This is a genomic window from Pseudarthrobacter humi (assembly GCF_024294965.1).
Lineage (GTDB): Bacteria > Actinomycetota > Actinomycetes > Actinomycetales > Micrococcaceae > Arthrobacter > Arthrobacter humi.
This window is the reverse complement of the sequence record NZ_JANCLV010000012.1, coordinates 102,715-124,656: the sequence shown is the minus strand read 5'-3', so window position 1 is coordinate 124,656 and position 21,942 is coordinate 102,715. Positions and strand designations below refer to the sequence as shown.

Annotated in this window: 17 protein-coding genes; 4 read left to right on the top strand and 13 right to left on the bottom strand. The window is 55.4% G+C overall.

What is annotated here, in order from left to right:
- Position 1 precedes the first annotated feature (1 nt).
- The 10 genes from NFC73_RS16135 to NFC73_RS16090 all read right to left on the bottom strand — a co-directional run bounded on the left by NFC73_RS16135 (position 2) and on the right by NFC73_RS16090 (position 13,302).
- Positions 2-631: a sugar transferase gene (locus NFC73_RS16135; RefSeq protein WP_254751789.1), complete on the bottom strand. Its 630-nt coding sequence runs from the start codon at positions 629-631 to the stop codon at positions 2-4.
- Position 632: 1 nt separating this feature from the next.
- Positions 633-1,670 (bottom strand): GNAT family N-acetyltransferase, encoded by a 1,038-nt coding sequence (locus NFC73_RS16130; protein ID WP_254751788.1) that lies wholly within the window; start codon positions 1,668-1,670, stop codon positions 633-635.
- A complete protein-coding gene (locus tag NFC73_RS16125) occupies positions 1,667-2,722 on the bottom strand; it encodes a PLP-dependent aminotransferase family protein (protein ID WP_254751787.1) in 1,056 nt (351 codons plus the stop codon). The genes NFC73_RS16130 and NFC73_RS16125 overlap by 4 nt, the downstream gene beginning before the upstream one ends.
- Before the next feature lie 22 nt (positions 2,723-2,744).
- Entirely contained in the window at positions 2,745-3,767 is a 1,023-nt protein-coding gene (locus tag NFC73_RS16120) for a hypothetical protein (protein WP_254751785.1), read from the bottom strand.
- A gap of 295 nt (positions 3,768-4,062) precedes the next feature.
- Entirely contained in the window at positions 4,063-5,193 is a 1,131-nt protein-coding gene (locus NFC73_RS16115; RefSeq protein ID WP_254751783.1) for a glycosyltransferase, read from the bottom strand.
- Positions 5,194-7,136: 1,943 nt separating this feature from the next.
- Positions 7,137-8,270 (bottom strand): non-hydrolyzing UDP-N-acetylglucosamine 2-epimerase, encoded by a 1,134-nt coding sequence (gene wecB, locus NFC73_RS16110; RefSeq protein ID WP_254751781.1) that lies wholly within the window; start codon positions 8,268-8,270, stop codon positions 7,137-7,139.
- A complete protein-coding gene (locus NFC73_RS16105) occupies positions 8,267-9,352 on the bottom strand; it encodes a polysaccharide biosynthesis C-terminal domain-containing protein (protein ID WP_372494679.1) in 1,086 nt (361 codons plus the stop codon). Before NFC73_RS16105 ends, wecB begins: the two co-directional genes overlap by 4 nt.
- Before the next feature lie 17 nt (positions 9,353-9,369).
- The gene (locus tag NFC73_RS16100) at positions 9,370-10,431 is read right to left on the bottom strand and encodes a polysaccharide biosynthesis protein (protein WP_254751777.1); all 1,062 of its coding nucleotides are present in this window, start codon (positions 10,429-10,431) and stop codon (positions 9,370-9,372) included.
- 107 nt (positions 10,432-10,538) lie between these two features.
- Positions 10,539-11,672, bottom strand: a complete 1,134-nt coding sequence (locus NFC73_RS16095; RefSeq protein ID WP_254751775.1) for a DegT/DnrJ/EryC1/StrS family aminotransferase — start codon at positions 11,670-11,672, stop codon at positions 10,539-10,541.
- Positions 11,665-13,302: a polysaccharide biosynthesis protein gene (locus NFC73_RS16090; RefSeq protein ID WP_308292691.1), complete on the bottom strand. Its 1,638-nt coding sequence runs from the start codon at positions 13,300-13,302 to the stop codon at positions 11,665-11,667. Before NFC73_RS16090 ends, NFC73_RS16095 begins: the two co-directional genes overlap by 8 nt.
- Before the next feature lie 724 nt (positions 13,303-14,026).
- Between NFC73_RS16090 and NFC73_RS16085 the strand changes: the two genes are divergently transcribed.
- The 4 genes from NFC73_RS16085 to NFC73_RS16070 all read left to right on the top strand — a co-directional run bounded on the left by NFC73_RS16085 (position 14,027) and on the right by NFC73_RS16070 (position 18,913).
- Complete coding sequence (locus tag NFC73_RS16085) at positions 14,027-15,526, top strand: tyrosine-protein kinase domain-containing protein (RefSeq protein WP_254751773.1); 1,500 nt, start codon at positions 14,027-14,029, stop codon at positions 15,524-15,526.
- A 118-nt stretch (positions 15,527-15,644) separates the two neighbouring features.
- Entirely contained in the window at positions 15,645-17,414 is a 1,770-nt protein-coding gene (locus NFC73_RS16080) for a DUF4012 domain-containing protein (protein WP_254751771.1), read from the top strand.
- Positions 17,415-17,592: 178 nt separating this feature from the next.
- On the top strand, positions 17,593-18,177 hold the full coding sequence (locus tag NFC73_RS16075) for an LPXTG cell wall anchor domain-containing protein (protein WP_254751769.1): 585 nt from the start codon (positions 17,593-17,595) through the stop codon (positions 18,175-18,177).
- A gap of 511 nt (positions 18,178-18,688) precedes the next feature.
- Entirely contained in the window at positions 18,689-18,913 is a 225-nt protein-coding gene (locus NFC73_RS16070) for a VanZ family protein (RefSeq protein WP_254751767.1), read from the top strand.
- A gap of 22 nt (positions 18,914-18,935) precedes the next feature.
- Here NFC73_RS16070 and galU read toward each other — a convergent pair whose 3' ends face one another.
- From galU to paaE, 3 genes are all read right to left on the bottom strand, one after another.
- On the bottom strand, positions 18,936-19,826 hold the full coding sequence (galU, locus tag NFC73_RS16065) for a UTP--glucose-1-phosphate uridylyltransferase GalU (protein ID WP_254751765.1): 891 nt from the start codon (positions 19,824-19,826) through the stop codon (positions 18,936-18,938).
- A 77-nt stretch (positions 19,827-19,903) separates the two neighbouring features.
- A complete protein-coding gene (locus NFC73_RS16060) occupies positions 19,904-20,686 on the bottom strand; it encodes an enoyl-CoA hydratase/isomerase family protein (protein ID WP_254751763.1) in 783 nt (260 codons plus the stop codon).
- A 7-nt stretch (positions 20,687-20,693) separates the two neighbouring features.
- Entirely contained in the window at positions 20,694-21,935 is a 1,242-nt protein-coding gene (gene paaE / locus NFC73_RS16055) for a 1,2-phenylacetyl-CoA epoxidase subunit PaaE (protein WP_254751761.1), read from the bottom strand.
- Positions 21,936-21,942 lie beyond the last annotated feature (7 nt).

The window sequence follows — 21,942 nt, the reverse complement described above, 5'->3', positions numbered from 1 at the left end:
CCTACTTGTTCTGTCCAAGGTCATCAACATCGGCAGCTGTTTGGTGGCTAACAACGCCTTCAGACCGCAGCACCTTATTCACTGTACTCAATAAAAGTTTCATGTCCGTGACGAAACCAATGGATTCAATATACTCAAGGTCTTTCTCAATTCTTTGACTCCAAGTTGCCTCATTGCGATAAGCTACTTGCGCCAAACCGGTAATTCCTTGGGGCACTAGCACGCGGCGGGCCTGCTTCGGAGAGTATCGTGCAAACTGTTGGGGTAGAGCGGGGCGGGGACCAACGAAGCTCATTTCTCCCCTAAAGATGTTTATGAGTTGCGGGAGCTCATCTAAACTGCTGGCACGGAGAAACCTACCGAGAGGCGGAATCAAATCAAGTTCGGGGGCCATATATCCTCCTCCGATCGTTTCCGCGCCTTCGACCATCGTCCGAAATTTTATTATTTCAAAAGTTGCCCCAAATTGTCCGATCCGCTTTTGACGGAAGAGTAGAGGTCTGCCCATTCGGCAAAGAATCAGAAGGGAAACAATTGCGAACAATGGGGACAGAAGCACCAACATCAAGCCAGCCATGAAGCGATCAGCAATCATACGAATGGACAGATATGAATTAAATCTAGAATCCATCTCAAACTTTCGCTCTAAATATCGGGAAAAAACCACTTGCCTTCAGATGTGTCAGTGTCGTCCCCAGTGACTCGGCATGTATTCTCGCCAACGTGGAATACCGTTCTTCATCTATCACTGCACGTCCAATCCAAAATTCCCGTGACGAACCGCCGAATGAATTCTTAAAATCAAACAAACTATCCCCATCAGTCAATCCTCCGCCGAGATGAACTGATTGAAACTCTCGCCTAGACGTCCATTCAAGAATCGTCCACAACAGAAGGTTATTCGCGCCGTTCCTGGCTTCTTCAGGATCGGATCCAGAAAGATGATAATGAACGACCGAACTGTCGAGCAGCATAATCGCGCTAGCAGCTGGCTTTCCCTCATGGGTCGTCACATTTACGACATAGATCTTTTCGCTCATCCTGGCCAGCAGCGTGGAGTAGTAAGCATCTCCGTATATATGATGATCCGAGGCACCGATCCGGTTCATCGTTGTCTCGTAAAGGTCACGAAATACCGAGTTGGCGCCCAGAGTCAACTCCGATGCCCGCGAGACCTCGGCAGTCATCCCAAGCTTCAGGGCTTTGCGAGTTGCCGTCCGCGCTCTGCCCGATAGGCCGGACCATACCTTGTCTGGCGTAGGTGTCGCGACTTCGATTGTCTTCGAAACCAACTCAAGTTCCAGTTGCTTGAGCCCCTTAAATGCGTCGATCCCGAGGCCAGGGTATGCAAATGAGGGAAACCGTAGGAAGAGGGAAACTACCCCGCTTCCCCGCAATAATTGAAGCGTCTGCTCCCAATATTCCGCGACTTGCACTACCGACAAAGACCTATCGGCAAAAATTCCCGAATAACCATACGGGCTTGACGCTTCGTGGCCGCCTTGCAGGATTGGGCTCAACACAACCGGCATTTGCCATAGGTTGCGGGAGTCGGCGATCACTGACCAGGTCCGGTTGCTGCCCGCCGTAAGAGCGCGCCCATACGCTTCCTCTGCGTAAATCGAGGGAGCCAATTCCTTCTGTCGTTCGAGAAGGGAAACTGTGGTCAACTCAAAATCTCCTTAATTGATGAACCCACATAGATCATGTCTTTGAAGTCATATCGCTGGTCGACTGGGATCGAAAAATGTCCGTACATCCAGGAAACGGTATTGGGCAAACCTTTGGGTCTAGGCCAGTGGACGGGACAATAGATTCCTCGCGCGGAAAGCTTCTTGCGAACTAATTCACTGTCCGCCATTCGCAATATCAGATGAGAGGCGACACGGACGTTCCTTTGATTCAAAATTATAATGCCCCCGAGAGGGGCTAATTGCTCAGACAATGCCGTAAAATTCAATTTACGCGTCTCGATGAACCGGTCGTAGGGAAGGTACGGGAGAAGGTCGAAAGACCGGTCATCCATTCGATGAGTCTCAAGTGCCTCTTCCAACACCGTGGAAGAAGCCAGCAGTCCCTCATAATAAGCGCTTTTCGTGGACTTGCCTTCCAAGTAGTTCCTTTTAGCGTCCATGTGCATCCACATCGCGTTCCCTGGCTCGACTCGGGCTCGCATTGGCCGTGTGCGGCGCTGCAGCCCAGTTACGAAGGCACCCGTTGCCACGGGGAGGAGTTTGCGCAAACTGGCAACTGTGTAGTCAGCGGTCGAGCGAGTTCCGTCGAACAAGGAATGTGTTAGATCCTCGATTACGACATGGCCAAGTCGTTGCAGTCGCGCAATTTGGCCAACATACTCGTCGTCGCGTGCATGCCCAAAGTACCGCGCCATCAGTACTGCGCATTGCCGAGCGGAACCCAACTCCTCAAGAATCTCCAGGGCACCAAGATCGATCTGAAGTGTGTCAGTCATGGGCAAATATGAAGGCTTCACAGAATTAGCAAGGAATGGCGCTAGAATGCTGTCGCAAAGATATTGGGGCAGAAAGACACGCTCTATTCCACGGATAAATAACTCGTGAGCGATGTCGTTGAGTGCCTGCCTACCGGTTTCGACATACTCAATATGTGTGGGGGCAAAGTCTTCCCACGGCGGAGACTGGGGAATATCGGTCAGAGATCCTGAGCCGAGTGAAGAGAAATACGATCCAATATCTGGCATCACACCACGAATTCCATTTGATCAATCAACTCGAGTCGGACTGTCGATTAGACGCCCCGCGGCCACTCGCGCTTCGTCCTGGCAGCGCGGCCTCGAGTCGCTCCCTACGGAACAAGAACCGGCTCGTGGCCGGCGTGCTAGACCTTACCAATAGGAGTAAGCACAACATGAAAACAACAAACAATGGGCTGATGGGAGACAAAAGCCATCCTTCAAAAACACTATGAACGATTGCAGCAACACTGAAACTCACGGCAGCTAAATTGGTCCGAAATGCAAGCCTTAAAATTCCAGCATAAATAAACGTGATGCAAAAAGCCCCCCAGATGCCTGCGTAGGCTAATGCGCGCAAAGGACTACTGGCAATTACTAAACTGTCATCCATTCCAATGCCAGACATTGGGTGCGCCGAAAACAGTAGCATTGCGTTAGAAAAGGAACTGTCTCGTGAGTTATTATCGCGGAACAATGCTACGTCGATCGCTGCAAGATCCTGGGACCAGATTGCCGAAATCGGCAGTATCAAGAGGCAGACTCCGATCACCAGTTTCCGGGAAATACCGGCGCTCATCAGCGCACTAACAGCGACAACTACTACAACCGCTAGCATGCTCGCCCGACTCGCCGAACTGACAATCGCAATAACTGAGGCAACAACGAGGACGATCGATCTAGTCCCCCAACGACCTGACAGAAGAACGATCCCCGCCAGGATGAAAGCGTAGAATCCAAGGAGATTCGCGTTGTTAGCGAGTCCGCGCAGTCGTTCTCCCTCTATGGCAATCGACGGAAGAAAGAACCCGGTCAAGATCGAACCGATAATAAGGCCACCCAAGCTCCATACCAAGGCGAACCGAAGGTCACGTCGACTCACATACGTGGTACCCCATAATGAAACCCAAATCAGTACAACACCGGAGAAATAGCCGACGAACTGAAAGTATTGCCCGTGCGGCAACGCCGCGAATGACAAAAAGGCTAGAAGTGGAAGCAGGATGCCAGCGAACCGATCAGCCCTGAAACGGTGCTGATCCAGGTTTTGCAGCAAGCCGCTCCTTTTGGCGATTAGACCGCCCACCGCGATGGCTGATAGGCCTGATAGCCGGGCCAAGACCGAAAACGTCCCGTTGTCGAACAACGAAGTGGATGACGCAAATACACAGAGGATGCCGATTAGCAACCAGTACTTGGGGGACATTCGAGCTGCCCAGAGTGCTGCGGCCGCGAGTGCCACGGTAACCCCTAGGGAAACGTACAGGGAATTCACAGCGCCCCAGCCCAAGATGAGAGCCGCTGTAGCTGCACCAACTGCCCACAGGAATGTACGGGCTTCGGGCAGCAAATTACGTAGAGGAATCATTCGTCGCCACCCATGGCGCGCGAACGACTGCCGATCTCGATGGCGGCGCAGATAGCACTTCCTCTAAGTACTGGGCGCCAGCCCGAGGAGAGATGACCTGATATGCCCATTTAGACAGTCGACTCCGTTCCTGTTGGGTCTGTCCTCCGGACCGAACTACGGAGGCCAGCAAATCTGCGAGCGAGGTAACATCGCCCGGCTCGAAAACCCAACCTTGCATTTCCGAGCGAACTAACTGGCTCGCCCCCGCAGCGCTCGAAATGACAACTTTAGTGCCGGCGAGCAACGCTTCGCTGGCTACGGCACCCCAGCCATCATACCGGCTTGGAAGAATTAGAAGGTCACTTTCACTCATCATGGAGCGAACAACGGTGTTGGATTGGTAGGGTAGAAAGGTTATTCGCTCTATCAAACCCAGTTCAGTAGCCAATTGGCGTATCTCCTCTGCAGACTGGCCCTCGCCAACCATTCGAAGATGCCAATTCGACGCATCAAGGGTGGCAAGCGCCCTTATGAGAGACGTCGGGTCCTTCCATGGTGCAAGCTCACCGACATACAGGAGGTCAACATCTCGTGAAATTCGTTGCGCATGGTGAGGTCGTACTATGTCGGCAACAAAATATGCAAAAGGATGCAATCGCTCATCAGGTACACCAATTCTCCTAAACTGAAGAATCGACTGGGCGCCGATACAGAAGAAGAAATCTACCTCTTTGGAGAACCACATATGGGCCAGCTTGTAACGCAGCGTTCTAGCAACCCCGCGCAGGCCCTCAGTTTCCCATGATTCGCTAACAACCGCGATCCTCCCATGCGGACCACGCATCAACTTTCTCATGGTTCGCGTGGTGGCAGGATAGACGCCAAAGCCGGAGAATATGTGACTCGAGCGTGTTCTTTCCCTCTCCAATATCTCCTCGCGTTCCCGAATATCTGGAGAAACAACTACCTTGGCGTCGCCGTAATCCACCGCTTCCCATCCCATCCTGGAGCGCCGTCCCCCAATATCAGACTCTGCCACGACGACGACCCTATTGGTTCCATTCCGAGCCAACTCACGAATCAAAGGGGCTTGGTGAATTGACAGCGTATTCTGCCAAAATACAACGTTCATTATTTGAGTCGATTCATCATAGTAATCTGCTAGGTCCAGGCAGTGCATTCATTCAATCAGCGGAGGCGCGCAACTGTCCTCCACTCTCGCAGGCATTGGTCCAACGCAACGACGATGGCAAGGCCACACAGAATCATGTGAGCAGTGGAATTAAGCAAGGGCCCAACCGCCACGACTAAGACAAAGGCGAGAAGGGCGATAACTGGGCGCCGACCCAGGGCTGAAGCTCGAAACATCAGTAACCCATAAAGGCTGAAGCTCATCAATGTACCGGTTGCAGCCCCACCTACTCCATATGCCAGGGTCAAGAGTATTGTTAGTAAACAACCAATCAATGTGGCCAATAGGGCAGAGCGTCGGATGCGGTGAGATTGGAGGGTTAGAGTATGTACCCAAGAGACAAATTGCCCTATCTGACTCGCCGCGGTAGCGGCTATAAGACTCAAGAGCACTGGTAATACCACGTAGTCATTGCCTAAGACTAAATTCAATATTTCAACGCCCGATAGCTGAACTGCGAGGACCGAAAAACCGCCAATGAGAACCGTAACTATGCCCAACAGACTAATGAAAGATCTCGTCAGGTCTTCACGGCCAGAGTTCCACAACTTTTGGAGCCTCGGATACAAAACCGTACTCCCCAAGCCCAGCACTGCCCCGATTGATAAAGTTACCAATTGGGCCATGGCAGCATACTGCCCCACCTGATCAGGACCAACCATGGCCGGAAGAATCAAGAGTCCGAAGTTGGACATGATTGTGAAAGCCAAGGAACCAAGGGCTAGGGAAACACCCATTACTAATCCCCATGGGCTCTTCTGTTTCGCAGAACCATAGGCCAGGCGAGGGGCTAGGACCACGGCGCCAACGACGGAGGCTAGCCCTGCCACCCCAACGGCAATCGCCCCATTGACGTCAATTAGAACGAGGGCAACAACAGTAATGGTTCGAAGGCCAGTCCCCATCATTAGGCTTGCCGCATATGACCAAGGGCTCTCCCACATGAGCCACACAGTGGCAATGAACCTATTGGCGGCTATGCCAAGACCCCAGCCGGCAACTCCAAACATGATCTCGAACCCACCAAATGGCAATCCGCCAAGGCAGACGACAACGGCTAGTGGCAATAGCACCACAGCTAGTCTTTGGCTAGCAAACCTATAATTAGCCTTTTCAGCCTGAGAGCCCGGGAACCGCTGAAACGGAAGAATAGTAGCCTCAGCACCGAACAAACTGAAATAAGTCCCCAAAACCATGGCAATAGCAATCGACGCATACTCTTCGGGTTCCAAAACCCGCGTAAGAATGGGCAGTTGAACAGCGGCGGCCACTAGGGATGTAATCCTTGCCACGAATACAGCCGCAGCAGCGGAAAACCAACCATCGGCGGTCTTCCGATGTCTAGCCATCGGCTAAAGCGGTGTCTTCTAGGCGGTCAAGACTCCTAATAATCTTCGCGGGCACCCCGGCTATGAGCACGTTTGAAGGAAAGACATCTCGGACGAGGCTACCGGCCGCTACCATGCACCCTGTACCGACACCACTTCCAACCAAAAAAGTTGATCTCGCCCCAATCCATGAACCGTTGCCGACTACGATTGCCTGGCTATAACCTGATCCGGCTCGCCGCGTTTGATCACTCATTTCATGGCTCCCAGTTATGAACAAAACGTCCTGAGAAATATCGCAATTTGAACCGATAACTATTCGTGCAAGCGCGGTTGGGACGAATTCAGTGCGCCGACCAATCCAAGTACCTGAGCCGATCTGGATATTCGGATATTGTATGACGACGCCGCCATTGATTTTACAGTCAGCTGCAACGTTCACTCCACACCACGAATACAGTAGCGTGCGAAGTCGGAATGCCCGCGTTTGGGGCAGAAAGGCCGAAATGACATTTGCAGCGTGGAGCATGAGCCGGCGCCCGGACTGTATCATATCTAGCGCAGACCCGCCCTGGTCCGGTGACTGTGTGCTGTGGCCCTGATGAAGTTAACCGTTCTCCAGGAAGTGTTCCTGATCAGATAGCCTTCGGGAACCACTCCCGAATTATCGAACGACTCTGACAGCCGCATTTCGACCGCGTCAAGGATTGCCTCTGTTTCTACGCCTGTCGTAATGATTAGACCTGTATCCAGTGACTCGGGCCGCTCAATTGAGTCTCGTAGGGTCACGGCAGGAAACCCTAGTATGGCCGCCTCCTCACTAATAGTTCCACTGTCAGAGAGAACGAGTCTTGCGGATTTCTGAAGCATTATATAGTCGTTGAAGCCAAATGGAGGATGGAAGCGCAAGCCCATTTTCAATGCATCCGGTTGGCCATCCAGCCGGATACGAGTTCGAGGATGGGTTGAAATCAGTACCGGAAGATCGTACTTTTCCGATAACGCGTTCAGTGCCCTTAGGACGCTTTCCAATCGTTTTGGATTATCAACATTTTCCTCGCGATGAAGACTTACCAGGAAATACTGGCCGATCTGGAGGCCTTGTCGATCCAAAACGTCGCTGTCTGCAATCGATGCAGCATTTCCCTCGAGGACCTCCCGCATAGGTGACCCTGTGAGTAGGATCCGTGACGGATGGATCCCCTCGGACAACAAGTTGCGCCTGGCGAACTCGGTATAGACGAGATTATAATCCGCTACGTGATCAACGAGACGCCTGTTCACTTCCTCCGGAACATTCTCGTCGAAGCACCGGTTCCCAGCCTCCATGTGGTAGACAGGAATCTTCATGCGGCGTGCCATCACAGCGGAAATACAACTATTTGTGTCGCCCAACACCAGCATCGCATCCGGCTTCTCATCCGCCAGGACTTTTTCAACTGAAGAAAGAATTGAACCCAGAACCGAGCCGAGAGATGTAGTGTCGGCATTCAGGAAATGATCAGGGCGTCGGAGTCCCAAGTCCTCGAAGAAGACTTCGTTGAGCTCGTAGTCATAGTTCTGCCCCGTATGAACGACGACATGTTGCGTATGAGCATCGAGGCGTTTGATGGTTGAAGCCAGTCGGATGATCTCGGGTCGCGTTCCTACAACGGTTAGAACCTTTAGTCTTCTGGTAAGAACTGTCATACCTTCTCCTGGAACGTGTCTGGTGAATCCGGATCGAAAAGCTCGTTTGCCCAGAAGGAAGTGTAGAGCAAGTCATCACCGATATTCTCGATGTTGTGTGTCCAGAGCGTGGGCATATCTATGGCCACAGGCGTATTGCCCTCAACGTCAAATGAAAAGACTTCGTCGGAAAACAATTTCCGCATGGATATTCGTCCACTGCCAGCCAGAACCGTAAACCGCTCGATCTTACGCCGATGAAAGTGTTCACCCCGGATGACTCCAGGCACAGTTGTAGAAAAGGACGACTGGCTACTGGAATCGGCAGACCTCGTCAGTTCGAAGAAAGATCCTCGGGCATCCGCATGACGCGTGAGTCCTATCACTCGCTCTGACGGTGGCAAAAAGGAACGATAAGTATTAAACAAATCACGTTGGAACTTCGAGGCCAAGGGTGGAAATGTTCCGTCCCTGTAGCAGCCAGAGATCCGACTCAAGTCTTGGAGCAGTTCAGAAACACGACAATGGGACACCCATTCGTTCAACCGCTCCACTGCTTTTGCGCCAGTCAAGATGTCAGCCGCATCCTGAGCGTGCAGCAGTGCAAGTTCTCGATCCCCCTGCACCTCGGGCGCCTCACCAATAGCAAGCAAGTGAGCAAATGTCGCTGTAACCGAATTATAAAACGGCCTACCGTGTTCGCCGAATAGGTTCGGGAGCTGGACGTCGATAAATTCAGCCCCAACCTCGACAGCAGCTGCTTCCAACACGTTGGCCGCTGCTTCCTTCGACTGGCCATAGACTGTGCCGTTGCCCGATTGGGTAGAGTTCCCATTGACAATTAGTGCGGGTGGCGCAGGACACTGAACAATTGCTCGTGCAAGTTGGTGGGCAAAACCTATGTTCCCGTCCGCAATTTCTGCGTCTGTACCCCTATTTACACCGGCAAGATGTATTAGACGCTCGGTCCCGGCAATCGACGCCGTAGCGCTAACTTCGTCGAAGTGACGTCCAAGTGCCACTGCGGTTGACTGGACTCCGCGGCTTTGAAGGGCTGCGCGAGTGTGGAAGCCAAGAAAGCCACCAGAACCCGTTATCGCCATAGGGCCTTCGGGCCGAGTCATACGGCTGGCTCCAAGCGGGACGTTATTCCAGCAGCAGCCAGTTCGAAACGGACTCCAGGAAGGGTGAGGAGCAATCCTTCAATCTCCGGAACTGACAATTGGTTCGTGGTGTGGGAGTCATAGTCGGTGTACTCCGCTTGGTCTCGGACACCCTCGCTAAAGTACAACTTGTAATTTAGGTCCCGGTTGTCCGCCTTAATCCTGAAGTACTCGTTCATGTCCTCAGCCCGCGTAAGTTCTTCCCTGCTCGCAAGCGCCTCAGAGGGCTTCTCCGCATGACGCGTGCCGATGACTTCAATCTTCGGAGTCACTTCAAATAAGTTGCAAACAGCTTCGGCCAAATCTCCGATCGTGGAGGCTGGCGCCTTACGAACGAATAGGTCTCCCTGATTTGCATTGTGAAATGCAAAATCTACCAAATCTACGGAATCGTCAAGGGACATCAGGAAGCGTGACATAGCCGGATCGGTTACGGTTATGTTTTTCCCACGCTTGATTTGCTGTATAAATAGTGGAATTACCGATCCTCGTGAATACATGACATTCCCGTAACGAACACATGATACGACGGTCTCTGCAGAAGGATTATTGAGGCCGTGTGATTGCGCAACCTTTTCCATAAGAGCCTTACTCATACCCATGGCATTCACTGGATAAACAGCCTTGTCCGTGCTAAGACAAACCACAGACTTGACCCCGTTGAAGTCTGCCGCCCGAACAACGTTCTCACTACCAACTACGTTGGTTCGCACCGCTTCCATCGGGAAGAACTCGCAGGACGGGACTTGTTTGAGTGCCGCGGCGTGGAATACGAAGTCAACGTCGCGGCTGGCCTTTGCCACACTGTCGTAGTCACGGACATCGCCGACGTAGAATTTCAGGCGAGGGTCGCCCATTTCATGGCGCATGTCATCCTGTTTAGCCTCATCGCGACTGAAAATTCTAATCTGCTCGACGTCGCTTTCCAACAGCTTGGCGGCCACCGTGTGGCCAAAGGAGCCAGTTCCACCTGTAATCAGGATCTTCTTCCCAGCGTATTCATTCTTCGTTACCGGCATGCTCTACTCTACTTCCGCTGCTCGAATTGAAAATTCCATTTACCCTAATTCACAAGACTGCACAAGTCGCCAATGGATGCTTTAGTAACCAAGTGCAATTCGTTCCATTAAGCGTTTTCTACAAATCGTTTGATTGTGGTTCCGACAACGGCCATTTGCTGGTCAGACAGAACCGACCCACTTGGCAGTGTCAGTCCTCTTTCGAAGAGGCGCTGCGAAGACCCATTAACTGTGGCCCGGGAGGATCTAAAGACAGGCTGTAGATGCATTGGTTTCCAAAGGGGACGACTTTCAATGTTGGCCGCCTCAAGTGCCATACTCAGCGCCTTTGCATCGAACCCAGCAATTTCTGGATCGACGAGGACCGAAGTCAGCCAGAAGTTATCATCCGCATGCGTTGAGGCACCGAAGATTTCCACACCCTCGATTTCGGAAAAGAGTTCGATGTAGAAGGCCCTGTGCCCCGCGCGTCGCGCAATCATTTCATCCAGCCTCGACAGCTGCGCCCGTCCCAGGGCCGCTAGGAGGTTACTGAGACGATAGTTATATCCGATGTCTGTGTGTTCATAGTGGACCACGGGTTGCCGTGCCTGCGTCGCCAGGTACCGGACGTGGTCGGCTATCTCCTCGTTGTCGGTTAACAGCATGCCACCGCCCGACGTCGTCATTATTTTGTTTCCGTTGAAAGAGAAAATGGCCGTGTCACCCCATGACCCTGCCGGAAGGCCCTCGTGGAAAGCGCCAAGCGATTCGGCGGCGTCTGCGACCAGCGGAACACCAAACTCGCTGGCCAGCTGCCCTATAGTGACGTAATCCACGCATTTTCCCAGCAGGTCGACGGGAACTATGGCAGCTACCCTTTCGCCGGCCAGGTGCAGTGCCGTCAGTGTCTCACGAAGCAAGGTCGGATCCATGTTTCCGGTCTCGGGCAAACAGTCGACAAAGTAAGGTTCAGCGCCTGTGTACTTGATAGCATTTGCCGTTGCGGCAAAGGTCATCGTCGATGTCAGAACTACGTCACCAGGTCCGACGCCGTGAGCGAGTAGAGCCAAATGAAGTGCTGCTGTCCCGGAGTTAAGCGCGACGGCATGTTCCCGCCCAATCCGATCAGCCATTTCGTTTTCGAACGAATTAACGTCCGGTCCAAGGGGTGCGATCCACCCCGACTTTAGGGCCTCAAGAATGTATTTTTCCTCTACATCGGAGACGTCAGGAGAGGACATATAGATGCGATTAGTCATTCTGCGATCCTAGAGGTGAGGTGAAGTAGGCCTTCGGTGCTTCAACCGAGCGGATAGTTGGATGCTGCCATTGAGATGGGTCCAAGTCTCCTGGTTCCAGCGGAGGTACAGTTGTGTGCGTTATTTGAGGATGGAATGGTCGTAGATCGATCTCAGATATGCCGAGAAGTTCCTCATGAAGTTTTTCTCCTTCTCTGAGACCAGTGAAAACGATCTCGATAGGACGCTCCGACATCGCAACCATTCGTTGTGCGACATCGAGTATCCTTACCGGGCTTCCCATGTCCAAGATCAATGCTTCGCCCGGCCGACCGATGGCTCCCGCCTGGATAACCAGTTGGCAGGCTTCTGGAATTGTCATGAAGAATCTGGTGACTTCCGGATCCGTGACCGTAACGGGACCTCCCGCCTCAATCTGCGCAATGAATGTTGGAAGCATTGAACCGCGACTCCCGATTACATTTCCGAACCGCACCGACAGATAAGCACTCTTCGTTTCACTCGCATACCACGCAGTGAGTCGTTCTGCCACTCTTTTCGAATGGCCAAGCACACTCGTCGGGTTTGCAGCCTTATCGGTCGAGATATTCACGAAGGTCTCGACCCCCACGCTTCTGGCCGCCGCTAGCACATTCAGCGTTCCAATAACGTTGGTCTTCCAACCCTCGTCTGGATATTGCTCGAGCATCGGAAGGTGTTTGAGCGCGGCAGCGTGAAATACCACCTCCGGCTTGCGGTCATTGAATATTTTGGAGATAGCCTCAGCATCGCGAATGTCTGCGAGGACCACGTCACTGCTGTCCAAGAGGCCGTGCCCCAATATGGTCATTTGCACGCCATGGAGGGCCGACTCGTCGCGATCCAACATGATCACTTCTTTGGGTGAAAAGGACGAAATTTGTCGGCACAACTCCGCACCGATTGAGCCCCCCGCGCCCGTGACAAGTACGCGCTTACCCTTGATATACCCTGCGACCGATTCAATTTCTGTGTTAACGGGGTGGCGACCAATTATGTCTTCGATGGCTACATCACGTAAATCACCAAGCTTCATTCCGGTTTGCAATAGTTCCGACAGCAAAGGAAGAACCATCATTCGTAAGCCAGCTTCGTCCGCCTCGTCAGAAAGCTTACGAATGAAGTCCGCGTCAGCCCGGGCGATGCAAAGGACCAGGGCCACAGCATTTGTATCGGCGGCAGCCTTCTTCAAGTCGCGTCTGGAGCCTATTACTGGAACATTTGACAGTCTCAGATGGCCTTTGTGTGGATCATCGTCAATCAGGCCCACGGGCACATACGGAGACGTTGGATCAGTCAACATACGTCGGACAAGGTAGGCCCCTGTCTGCCCCGCGCCGTATACGAGTGTGCGCTGAGCAGACTCCCGAGGTCGGGTGTTCCGTTCCCGTACGACTCGCTGGAGATGTCTAGTTCCGCCCATCAAGACGAACGCCACAGGTAAGGCCACAAGTGTGGTGCTGCGCGGAAGCCCCGGCTGGCTGATGAACAATACATTGACCACGAAGAGAATGCTGGCAACTGTGACGACGGTTAGAAGAAGAGTCTGAGCTTCGTGGAAGGCACCATACTGGTGACGACCTCGATATAGCGACCATAGCCATCCACACACTGCTTGGAGCAGTATCGCCAAGAGCACAAGGATGCCGACGGAGAGCCAATTCACTTGTCCCGCTACAAAGTCAAACCGAAATAGGACGGCGAATGCGATGGAGATAACCCATGCCTCGGCATCGACCGCGTACTGAAGAATCCGATATGCCCATCGTTCCGCGAAACCCGCCGACGACGTACTGCGCGCAGCTTCCTTCAAAGTTCCCACAGAGTTCCCCCACACTAGTGACTCACGAGCGCTTTAGCGGAAGCCTGCACGCTGAAGCCTCAGTCGATTAAACGTAGACACCAGGGCAGATACCCTTTTGGGCCGCGTACCAGAGCTGTGTCCCTCGCTATTAAAGCACCTCAACGGAGGTGAGCCGGTCGTTAGACTGTCGCCAGGGATGCGACAGATTCAAAGTTTGTAGCTGACACTTGTTTGAGTTAACATTGCGGCCGCAACACGCATCGCGTCCTGATTTGTCGCATCCAGACGCACGGACCGCTGAAACTTCTGTACGGATCGTCGCGCACACAATCGATGCGCACACAGAGGGGTCGAGGTGCGCTTCCACCACATCGACGCCAAACTATGTCGATGACATGCAGCAATTTCGTTGGCAACCGTGTGGCGTGACCTGAAAACCTGGGTGGTTTGGCATCGACGTTTGTGACTCATCCAAGAAGGTAGGCTTGGTGAAACTTGGCCGCGTGAAACCCCATCTGAAAGGGGCTCGATTTTGGAGCTAAAGGACTATCTGCGCATTCTACGCCGGAGCTGGATTACCGTTTTGGCGTGCGCACTTATTGGCACGCTCGGCGCCGGGGCAGCCTCACTGCTCATAAGGCCGAGTTATACCTCAGAGACGAAGTTGTTTGTAGCTCTTCAAAATTCTGGCTCCGTGGCGGAGTTGCAGCAAGGAAACATTTTCACGCAGGCTCGAGTTCAGTCATATGTCGAGACTGTGAGCACTCCGGCCGTGCTTCAACCTGTCGTCGACGCCCTGGGTTTGGACACCACTCCCGAGGTCTTATCGGGAAGCATCACGGCGACCTCGGACGTTAAGACTGTTCTGATTAGCATCTCCGTCGTAAACCCATCCCCGGTTCAAGCAGCCGCTATAGCTCAGGCGGTGGCCGACAGCCTAGTGAACGTCGTCGATGACTTGGAGCGCCCGTCGCGAGGCGATGTTTCTCCAGTCAAGCTGTCCATCGTCACGCCTGCCATTGCAGCGAGCACTCCCTCGTCACCCAATGTACGTCTAAATTTGGTACTCGGACTTCTCGTCGGCGTCACAGTTGGCATCGCCGTCGCAGTGCTCCGCTCAGTATTGGACACACGTGTTCGTGGCGAGGCAGACCTCCGCCGCATAACCGAAGCGCCTATTCTCGGTGGAATTAGTTTCGATCCGGAGGCAACAAAAAACCCCCTTCTAACTCAGTCCGCCCCGCAGTCTCCGCGCGCTGAGTCGTTCCGCCAGCTTCGAACCAATCTTCAGTTCGCGCATGTAAGCCACCGCTCTAAAACCGTCCTAGTTACTTCGTCGCTCCCTGGTGAGGGTAAGAGCACGACAGCGACCAATCTCGCCATTGCACTCGCTCAGGCCGGCCAGTCAGTAGCACTGGTGGATGCGGACTTGAGGCGCCCGATGGTCGCAGATTATCTAGGTCTTGAGCGCAGCGCTGGACTCACAACGGCGCTTGTTGGCAGAGCGGATCTTGATGACGTGCTCCAGCCCTGGGGTGATGACAACATGTACGTATTAAGCGCAGGCCAGATACCTCCAAATCCTAGTGAACTCTTAGGATCCGAGGCGATGAAACAGTTGATACTTCGTCTTGAGGCTGCTTTCGACGCCGTAATTATTGATGCGCCACCGCTGCTACCCGTCACGGATGCAGCAGTTCTGGCCCAACAGGTTGGCGGCGTTGTTCTAGTAATCGGATCGCAAAAAGTTCATACCACTGATGTGGAAAAGTCGCTTTCCGCATTAGCCATGGTCGACGCCGATCTCCTGGGCGTTGTGTTGAATCGGTTGCCAACGAAGGGTCCGGATGCCTACGCATACAGCTACTACAGCAACGACGGTCACACGACATCTACACCGCGCCGCCCCAAGAGTGTGAACCGTTCGGAGCCGGGACTTCCTGACTCAACTTTTGAGCAGCTACTGAATGGAGAGCCTCGGAGCACATCACGGTTGCGCGAGGTCCGCAATAGGGGCCGAGGTGACAACTAACGTCCCCGGTCCCCGGCGATTGAGCGATGATGTTCGGACTTCCGAAGACGGCGCCCCGGCAACTAAAAGGGGCGGCTCAAGACGGCCAAAGCATCACCCAAACCGCCAGCTCCAACGAGTGCTGTCTCGCGTTGCGAGCGTTCTTGGAATCGCGATATTGTTATCTGCCGGTCTTGCCGGCTGGATTGCCTTTAGAGCTAACCAGGTTAACGCCGAGTTGAACGCTGCTACAGCCTTGATCGCAGACTTCAAGAGCGACATTGCGTCGAAAGATACTGCGGCAGCCGCGGCGACGATAGACCGAATCTCCAGTCACACGGCGCGCGCCCGAGATGCGGTCGAGGATCCCCTGTGGAAGCTTGCCAGTGTGGTGCCGATACTCGGACCAAACCTATCCGCTGTTCGCGAAGTAGCCGTGGCTGCCGACGAGGTCGCTTCAGGTACTGCCATGCCAATAGCGAAGATAGTCAGTTCTCTGGATTGGGAAAATCTGTCCCCGGCCGGGGGAAGTATCGACATAAGTCCCCTCAGCAGATCTGCGCCGGCCATTGTCTCAGCCTCAAATACCCTGGAGCTGACATATTCTCGATTACAGTCCATCGACAAATCCAGATTGGTTGTGCAGGTGGCCGTGCCCCTCACAGAGGCCATGGATAAACTTGGTGAATTTCGTGGGGCTTTACGAACTGCCTCAAACGTATCAAGGATGTTGCCAGCCATGATGGGTTCGGATGAGGTAAGAAGTTATCTCGTCCTCGTCCAGAACAGCGCAGAGGTCCGTGCCACTGGCGGGTTGCCTGGTTCCCTAGCACTAATCCGTGTGGACAACGGGTCCATCGAGTTCGTTCGACAGGAAAGCGGTTCATCGATCGGCCGATTTACCCCACCAGTGCCTGTGGATCCTGACCAGACCCTAATATATTCTGCCCGCCTTGGTACCTTCATTAGCGACGTCAATCTCACACCTGACTTCCCAACAGCTGCCCGTACTGCCAAAGCAATGTGGGAAGCTCGGTTTGGTGAGTCTATAGATGGCGTTGTGTCCATCGATGCTGGAGTATTGGGCCACATCCTTGAAGCCTCAGGACCAATTTCAGTGCCTGTGCCGTTCCACCCGGGATTGCCAGCTTCGCTCACCTCGCAAAACGTAGTGCGAACGCTACTTTCAGACGCGTACCGGACTATCGATAGTAACCAGGCTCAGGATGTGTACTTTTCCGCCGTTTCGCAAGAGATATTCAAAGTGTTGGTTTCAGGCAAAGCGGCAGGACCTGCGTTGTTGAAAGCAGTAACGCAGAGTTTTGAAGAGAACAGAATTCGTGTATGGAGTGACCATAATGACGAGCAGCAGATTCTTGGCGATATTGACATGGGAGGCGCCACATCGGGCCCCAGTGTTGGAGGCGCAGCCTTCGGAGTCTATTTCAATGACGGCACAGGGGCCAAAATGGACTACTATGTGCGACGATCTGTGCAGCTGATCGAGGTTTGTACAAACAATGATTATGCTGAGTACAAGGTTCGAATTAGCACTACCAACACGGCTCCAGCTGACGCGGCGAGTTCTCTACCTGTTTCGGTGACTGGGGACGGCAGGTATGGCACCCCTCCGGGCTCAGTTCAAACCAACGTCGTCGTCTACGGCCCTGCCATGTCGCACGTAGATACCGCTACAGCGGACGGGCAAAAGGTTGGCTTTGGATCCCATCTACATGGCGATCGCCCAGTTGGCATTGTCACCACCCGGCTGGCGCCGGGTCAGTCTAGCGAAGTTGAAATGAGCTTCGTCAAGGTGGTCCAACATAAAGATCCGACCCTGTCTGTCACGCCAACCGTGCAGGAAGTCAAAGATGTGATGCTTCCCACAGAATATGCTAACTGTCGCTAGAAACTCGCGCATACCTTAACAGTTGGTAAACCGACTGGATTGACGTTGCTCACAATCCGCTGCGGGTGGTAAGTTCTATGAGGGTTCAAGGCTCGATATTTCTGCACAGGTCTCTTGCAGAGGGGAAAATCCTCAATTCGGGTACATCAAAAACTTAAACGTCTCCGGGGGGACACCAATGAAGAAAACGCTCGCAACACTCGCTCTTGCAGGATCACTCGCCTTGGTCGGTACAGCGCCGGCTATCGCGGCCAACTACCCGCCCATCCCGCCGCAGGCCGCCGTTTCTGACGGCACCGTAGGCCCAGGCGAACAATTCGTCTTCCGTGGAAAAGGCCCCTTCGCTGGTGAAACACTCACCATCCAGGTAACCCCGGGCAACCCGCCCGCAGCAGGCGGCGCCGCCGTCGGAAACCGGTCAGTAAGCTCCAGGATCAACGTGGTCATCGAGGCGCAGACACTTGCGGCACAGGCAGACGCAGAAGGAAACTTCTCCGTGCCGATCACCATTCGAGAGGCCGGAACCTACCTAATCACTGCCACGGGTAACGCGACGGGCAACACTGTTGGCCCCGTCACGGTAGTGGTCGACCCCGCCTTCGCCAGCGGACTGGCTAACACCAACGGTGGCGGCGCCCCTCTGGCCAACACCGGTGCTGATGCCAGCCTGCTCCTCTGGGGCGCAGCTGGCGTAGGAGTACTCGGCCTGGGCGCTGCTGGCGTTATTCTTGCTCGCCGCAACAAGGCAACTGCTAACGCATAGCCTTTAAGCGCACTCAGGGTGGGTGCTTCTTCGGAAATCCGGAGAAGCACCCACCCTTTGCGTTTAAGGATCGACAGGCTCAACCACGGAATGGACAGACGCAGACGGCAGCCCTGTGGTATTGATTGGACCTATGGGAAGACATTGGCGCAGAATACCGTGGCAGGTTGACTTCTCCATTCCCCTCCCCCGCACACAGGCAATCCCCTACATACTCCTGGGAGTGCTAGCTGTAGTCGCGCTGGGAGCGGCGGCGCTGGCATTACTTAAATCCATGTGAGGCCTGCTTGAGAGGCTTGAACATCCTTAGGTTCTGGCGCACAGTCTTTGTGGCCATGCTTGTGACACTTGGACTGGTGGCATTCTGGCCTAGCCTGGTCGATCAACTCGTGCAGGGTCAGCTGGCAAAAACGTCCTGAGATTCCTCCACGCCCACGGAATTTGTGCATGGTTCAATCGCGAGTTCGTCGAAGCATCCGCCCGTCTAGCGCTCTTCATTCCGTTGGGTGCGGTGGCGGTCCTTGCGTATCCGCAAAAAGCGTCGTGGCAGATCGGAAATTTGGGATTGATCATCTCCGGCTGCATCGAATTGGGCCAGCTGCTGTTTCTTCACAATCGATTCGCGAGCGCGCTGGATCTTGTCACAAACAACGGAGGTGCCGTAATTGGCGCGCTCCTGGTCGCTGCCGCCCTTAAACGGCTACAGACCCGTGGCTGGTCAGCGGCAGGCCCGTAGAGCGTCACAGGAGCAGCAGGAGTTAGCCGATGAAGGCCTTCAGCCAGGTCTTCAAGTCCTCACCGAACTCCACGCGCTCGGAAGCCAGCGTGATGACTGCCTTCAGATAGCTCAGCTTATCGCCGGTATCGTAGCGGCGACCCTTGAACACCACGCCGTACACGCCCGAGCCTTCACCCTCGCCAGCGGCAAGCGTCTGGAGCGCGTCCGTCAGCTGGATCTCTCCGCCGCGGCCCGGCTCCGTTTTCTCGAGGACGCCGAACACCGACGGGTGTAGCACGTACCTGCCGATGACGGCCAGGTTGGACGGCGCTTCGGCGATGGCCGGCTTCTCGACCAGTTTGTTGACGCGGACGTAGTCCTCGCCTTCAATGGCCGTGATGTCCGCGCAGCCGTATGCACCGATCTCCGAGGGATCCACCTCGATGAGCGCGATAACCGAACCGCCAGTCTTCTGCTGCACCTCCATCATGGTGGAGAGGAGAGTTTCGGCCTCGTCGATGAGGTCGTCACCCAGGAGGACGGCGAATGGTTCGTTGCCTACGTGCTGGCTGGCGCACAGCACCGCGTGGCCCAGGCCCTTGGCTTCGCCTTGGCGGACGTAGTGGATAGGACCAAGATCAGAGGCCTCGTGGACCAGGTCCAGGCGACCCTGATCGCCCTTCAGCTCCAGCGCGCGCTCCAAGCCGGGTTCACGGTCGAAGTGGTCCTCAAGGGCGCGCTTGCTGCGCCCCGTGATCATCAGAATTTCGTCGAGGCCGGCTTTGACGGCCTCCTCAACGACGTACTGGATAGCCGGGCGGTCAACCACCGGCAGCATTTCCTTCGGCATTGCCTTGGTGGCGGGCAGGAAGCGAGTACCCAAGCCGGCAGCAGGAATGACGGCTTTAGTAATAGATTTCCCCATAGTCATAGGTGAACCTTACAAATCGATTGCCAAAACACGCAATTGATTTCGACAGGCTCAATCACCGGCTTGGGCGGGCGCGATCACCGGCCTTCGAAGACTGGCGCCCGCTTCTCCTGGAACGCCCGGAAGCCTTCGGCATAGTCTGCGCTCTTGCAGAGCCGTGCCTGCTCGGCGTTTTCCTCGGACATGGCGTCCCAGAGGCCCAGCCGCTGGTCGCGGATGTGCGCCACCAGCTCCTTGCTCGCTGTGAAGGCCCCCGTTGCTCCGGCGGCAACCCTTGTCACAATTTCCTTGGCGTTGGCCAACAATTCATCGGCGGGCATGGCCCTGCTGAACATCCCTCGCGCCACCGCCTCCGTTCCTGATATGAGCTCGGCCGTGTAGATCAGGTCCAGCGTCCGGTGCATGCCCAGCCGCTCCGTGAAATACCAGTGCCCGCCTGAATCCAGCGTGGCGCCCAGCTTGGCAAACGGCGACCCGAACTTGGCGTTCTCCGCCACGTACACCACGTCCGTGGCCAGCAGCAGGCCCAGCCCCACACCAAGGCACGCCCCATGGGCGGCCGCGAACGTCGGAGCCGGGAACGCGCTCATCTTCTTCAGCAGCGGCTGCACCAGCCCGCCCAGGTACGCCTCGGCGTCGTCCGTCTCCGGCGCCACGCCCGAAATATCCCGGCCCGCGCAGAAGGCGCGGCCCTCTCCCCTGAGCAGCAGCGCCCGCACCTCACCGCGTGAGGCGGCGGCAGCGGCGTCGTCGTACGCCTGTGTTAAATCGGCGAGCGCCTGCTCATCGAGCGAGTTCAGCTTGTACGGCGCGTCCAGGACCACTTCGGCGACGTTGTTGGCGATGGAGAGGGAGATCATGGGTTCCTTAAACGTCGAAGTCGACTGTTACTTCTTTGCTCGTGGGGTGGCTCTGGCAGGTCAGGACGTACCCCTTGTCCAGTTCATCCTGCTCCAGCGCGTAGTTTTCGTCCATGGTCACGGTGCCGGTGACCAGTTTGGCGCGGCACGTGCCGCACACTCCCCCGGCGCACGCGAACGGCACATCCGCGCGGACCCGCAGCGCGGCGTTCAGGATCGACTCGCGGGCGTGTGTGGGGCTGGCCACCTCGCCCTGCAGGCCGTCGAGCTTGAACGTGATCTTGTACGTCTCCTGGGATTCGTCCACCACCACGGGACGGCCCGCGTGGCCCTCCGGGCGGTCCGGCTTGCCCGACGTAAACAGCTCGAACCGCACGTGCTCCGGCTTCACCCCCCGCTCGGCCAGGGTGTCCCGGCACAGCTGCACCAGCTCGAACGGCCCGCACAGGAACCACTCGTCCACATCGTCCGCGTGGATGGCGGTGCCCAGCAGCTGCTGGAGCTTCCCGGCGTCAATCCGTCCGCTGAGCAGCGGCGCGATCCGCTGCTCGCGGGACAGCACGTGGTGGATGGCCAGCCGCTGCGGGTACCTGTCCTTCAGGTCCGCCAGCTCCTCCAGGAACATCACGTCCATGGCGGCCTTGTTGGCGTAGATCAGGTCAAAGCGCGTCTCCGGGTTGGCCGCCAGCAGCGTGCGGGCGATCGCGATCACCGGGGTGATGCCGCTCCCCGCCGCGATGGCCACAAAGGTGCCGGCGCCCTGGGAGGCGGCCTCCCCCGCGAGCTCCTCCGGGTGGTTCATGGAGTTCATGACGTTCTGCTCCACGGCCTTGCCGTCCCTGCCGTGCTTGGACACAAACGCGCCCATGGGGCTCATGACGTCCAGGGTGTCCCCCGCCTTCAGCTCCGCGTTGGCCCACGTGGAGAACAGCCCACCCAGGTCCTGCTTCACGGCCACCCGGATCTCGCTGCTGCCGTCCGGGAACGTGCGCGGCTCCGCGCAGATGGAGTAGCTGCGGCGGATCTCGTGCGGCTCGCCGGTCTCATCCGGCAGCGTGGTGCGCAGGGCCACGTACTGGCCGGGCAGGTAGTCGAACTGGCCGGCGAGCTGTTTGGGTACATCGAAGGTCACCTCGATGGCGTCCTCGGTCAGCCTTCTTACTTCGGTGACGGTGAGGGTGTGGAAGGACGGACGACGGCGGCCGCTGGCTAGCGCCGATTCGGCGGCGGTCTGGCGCACAACAGGCATGGGGTTC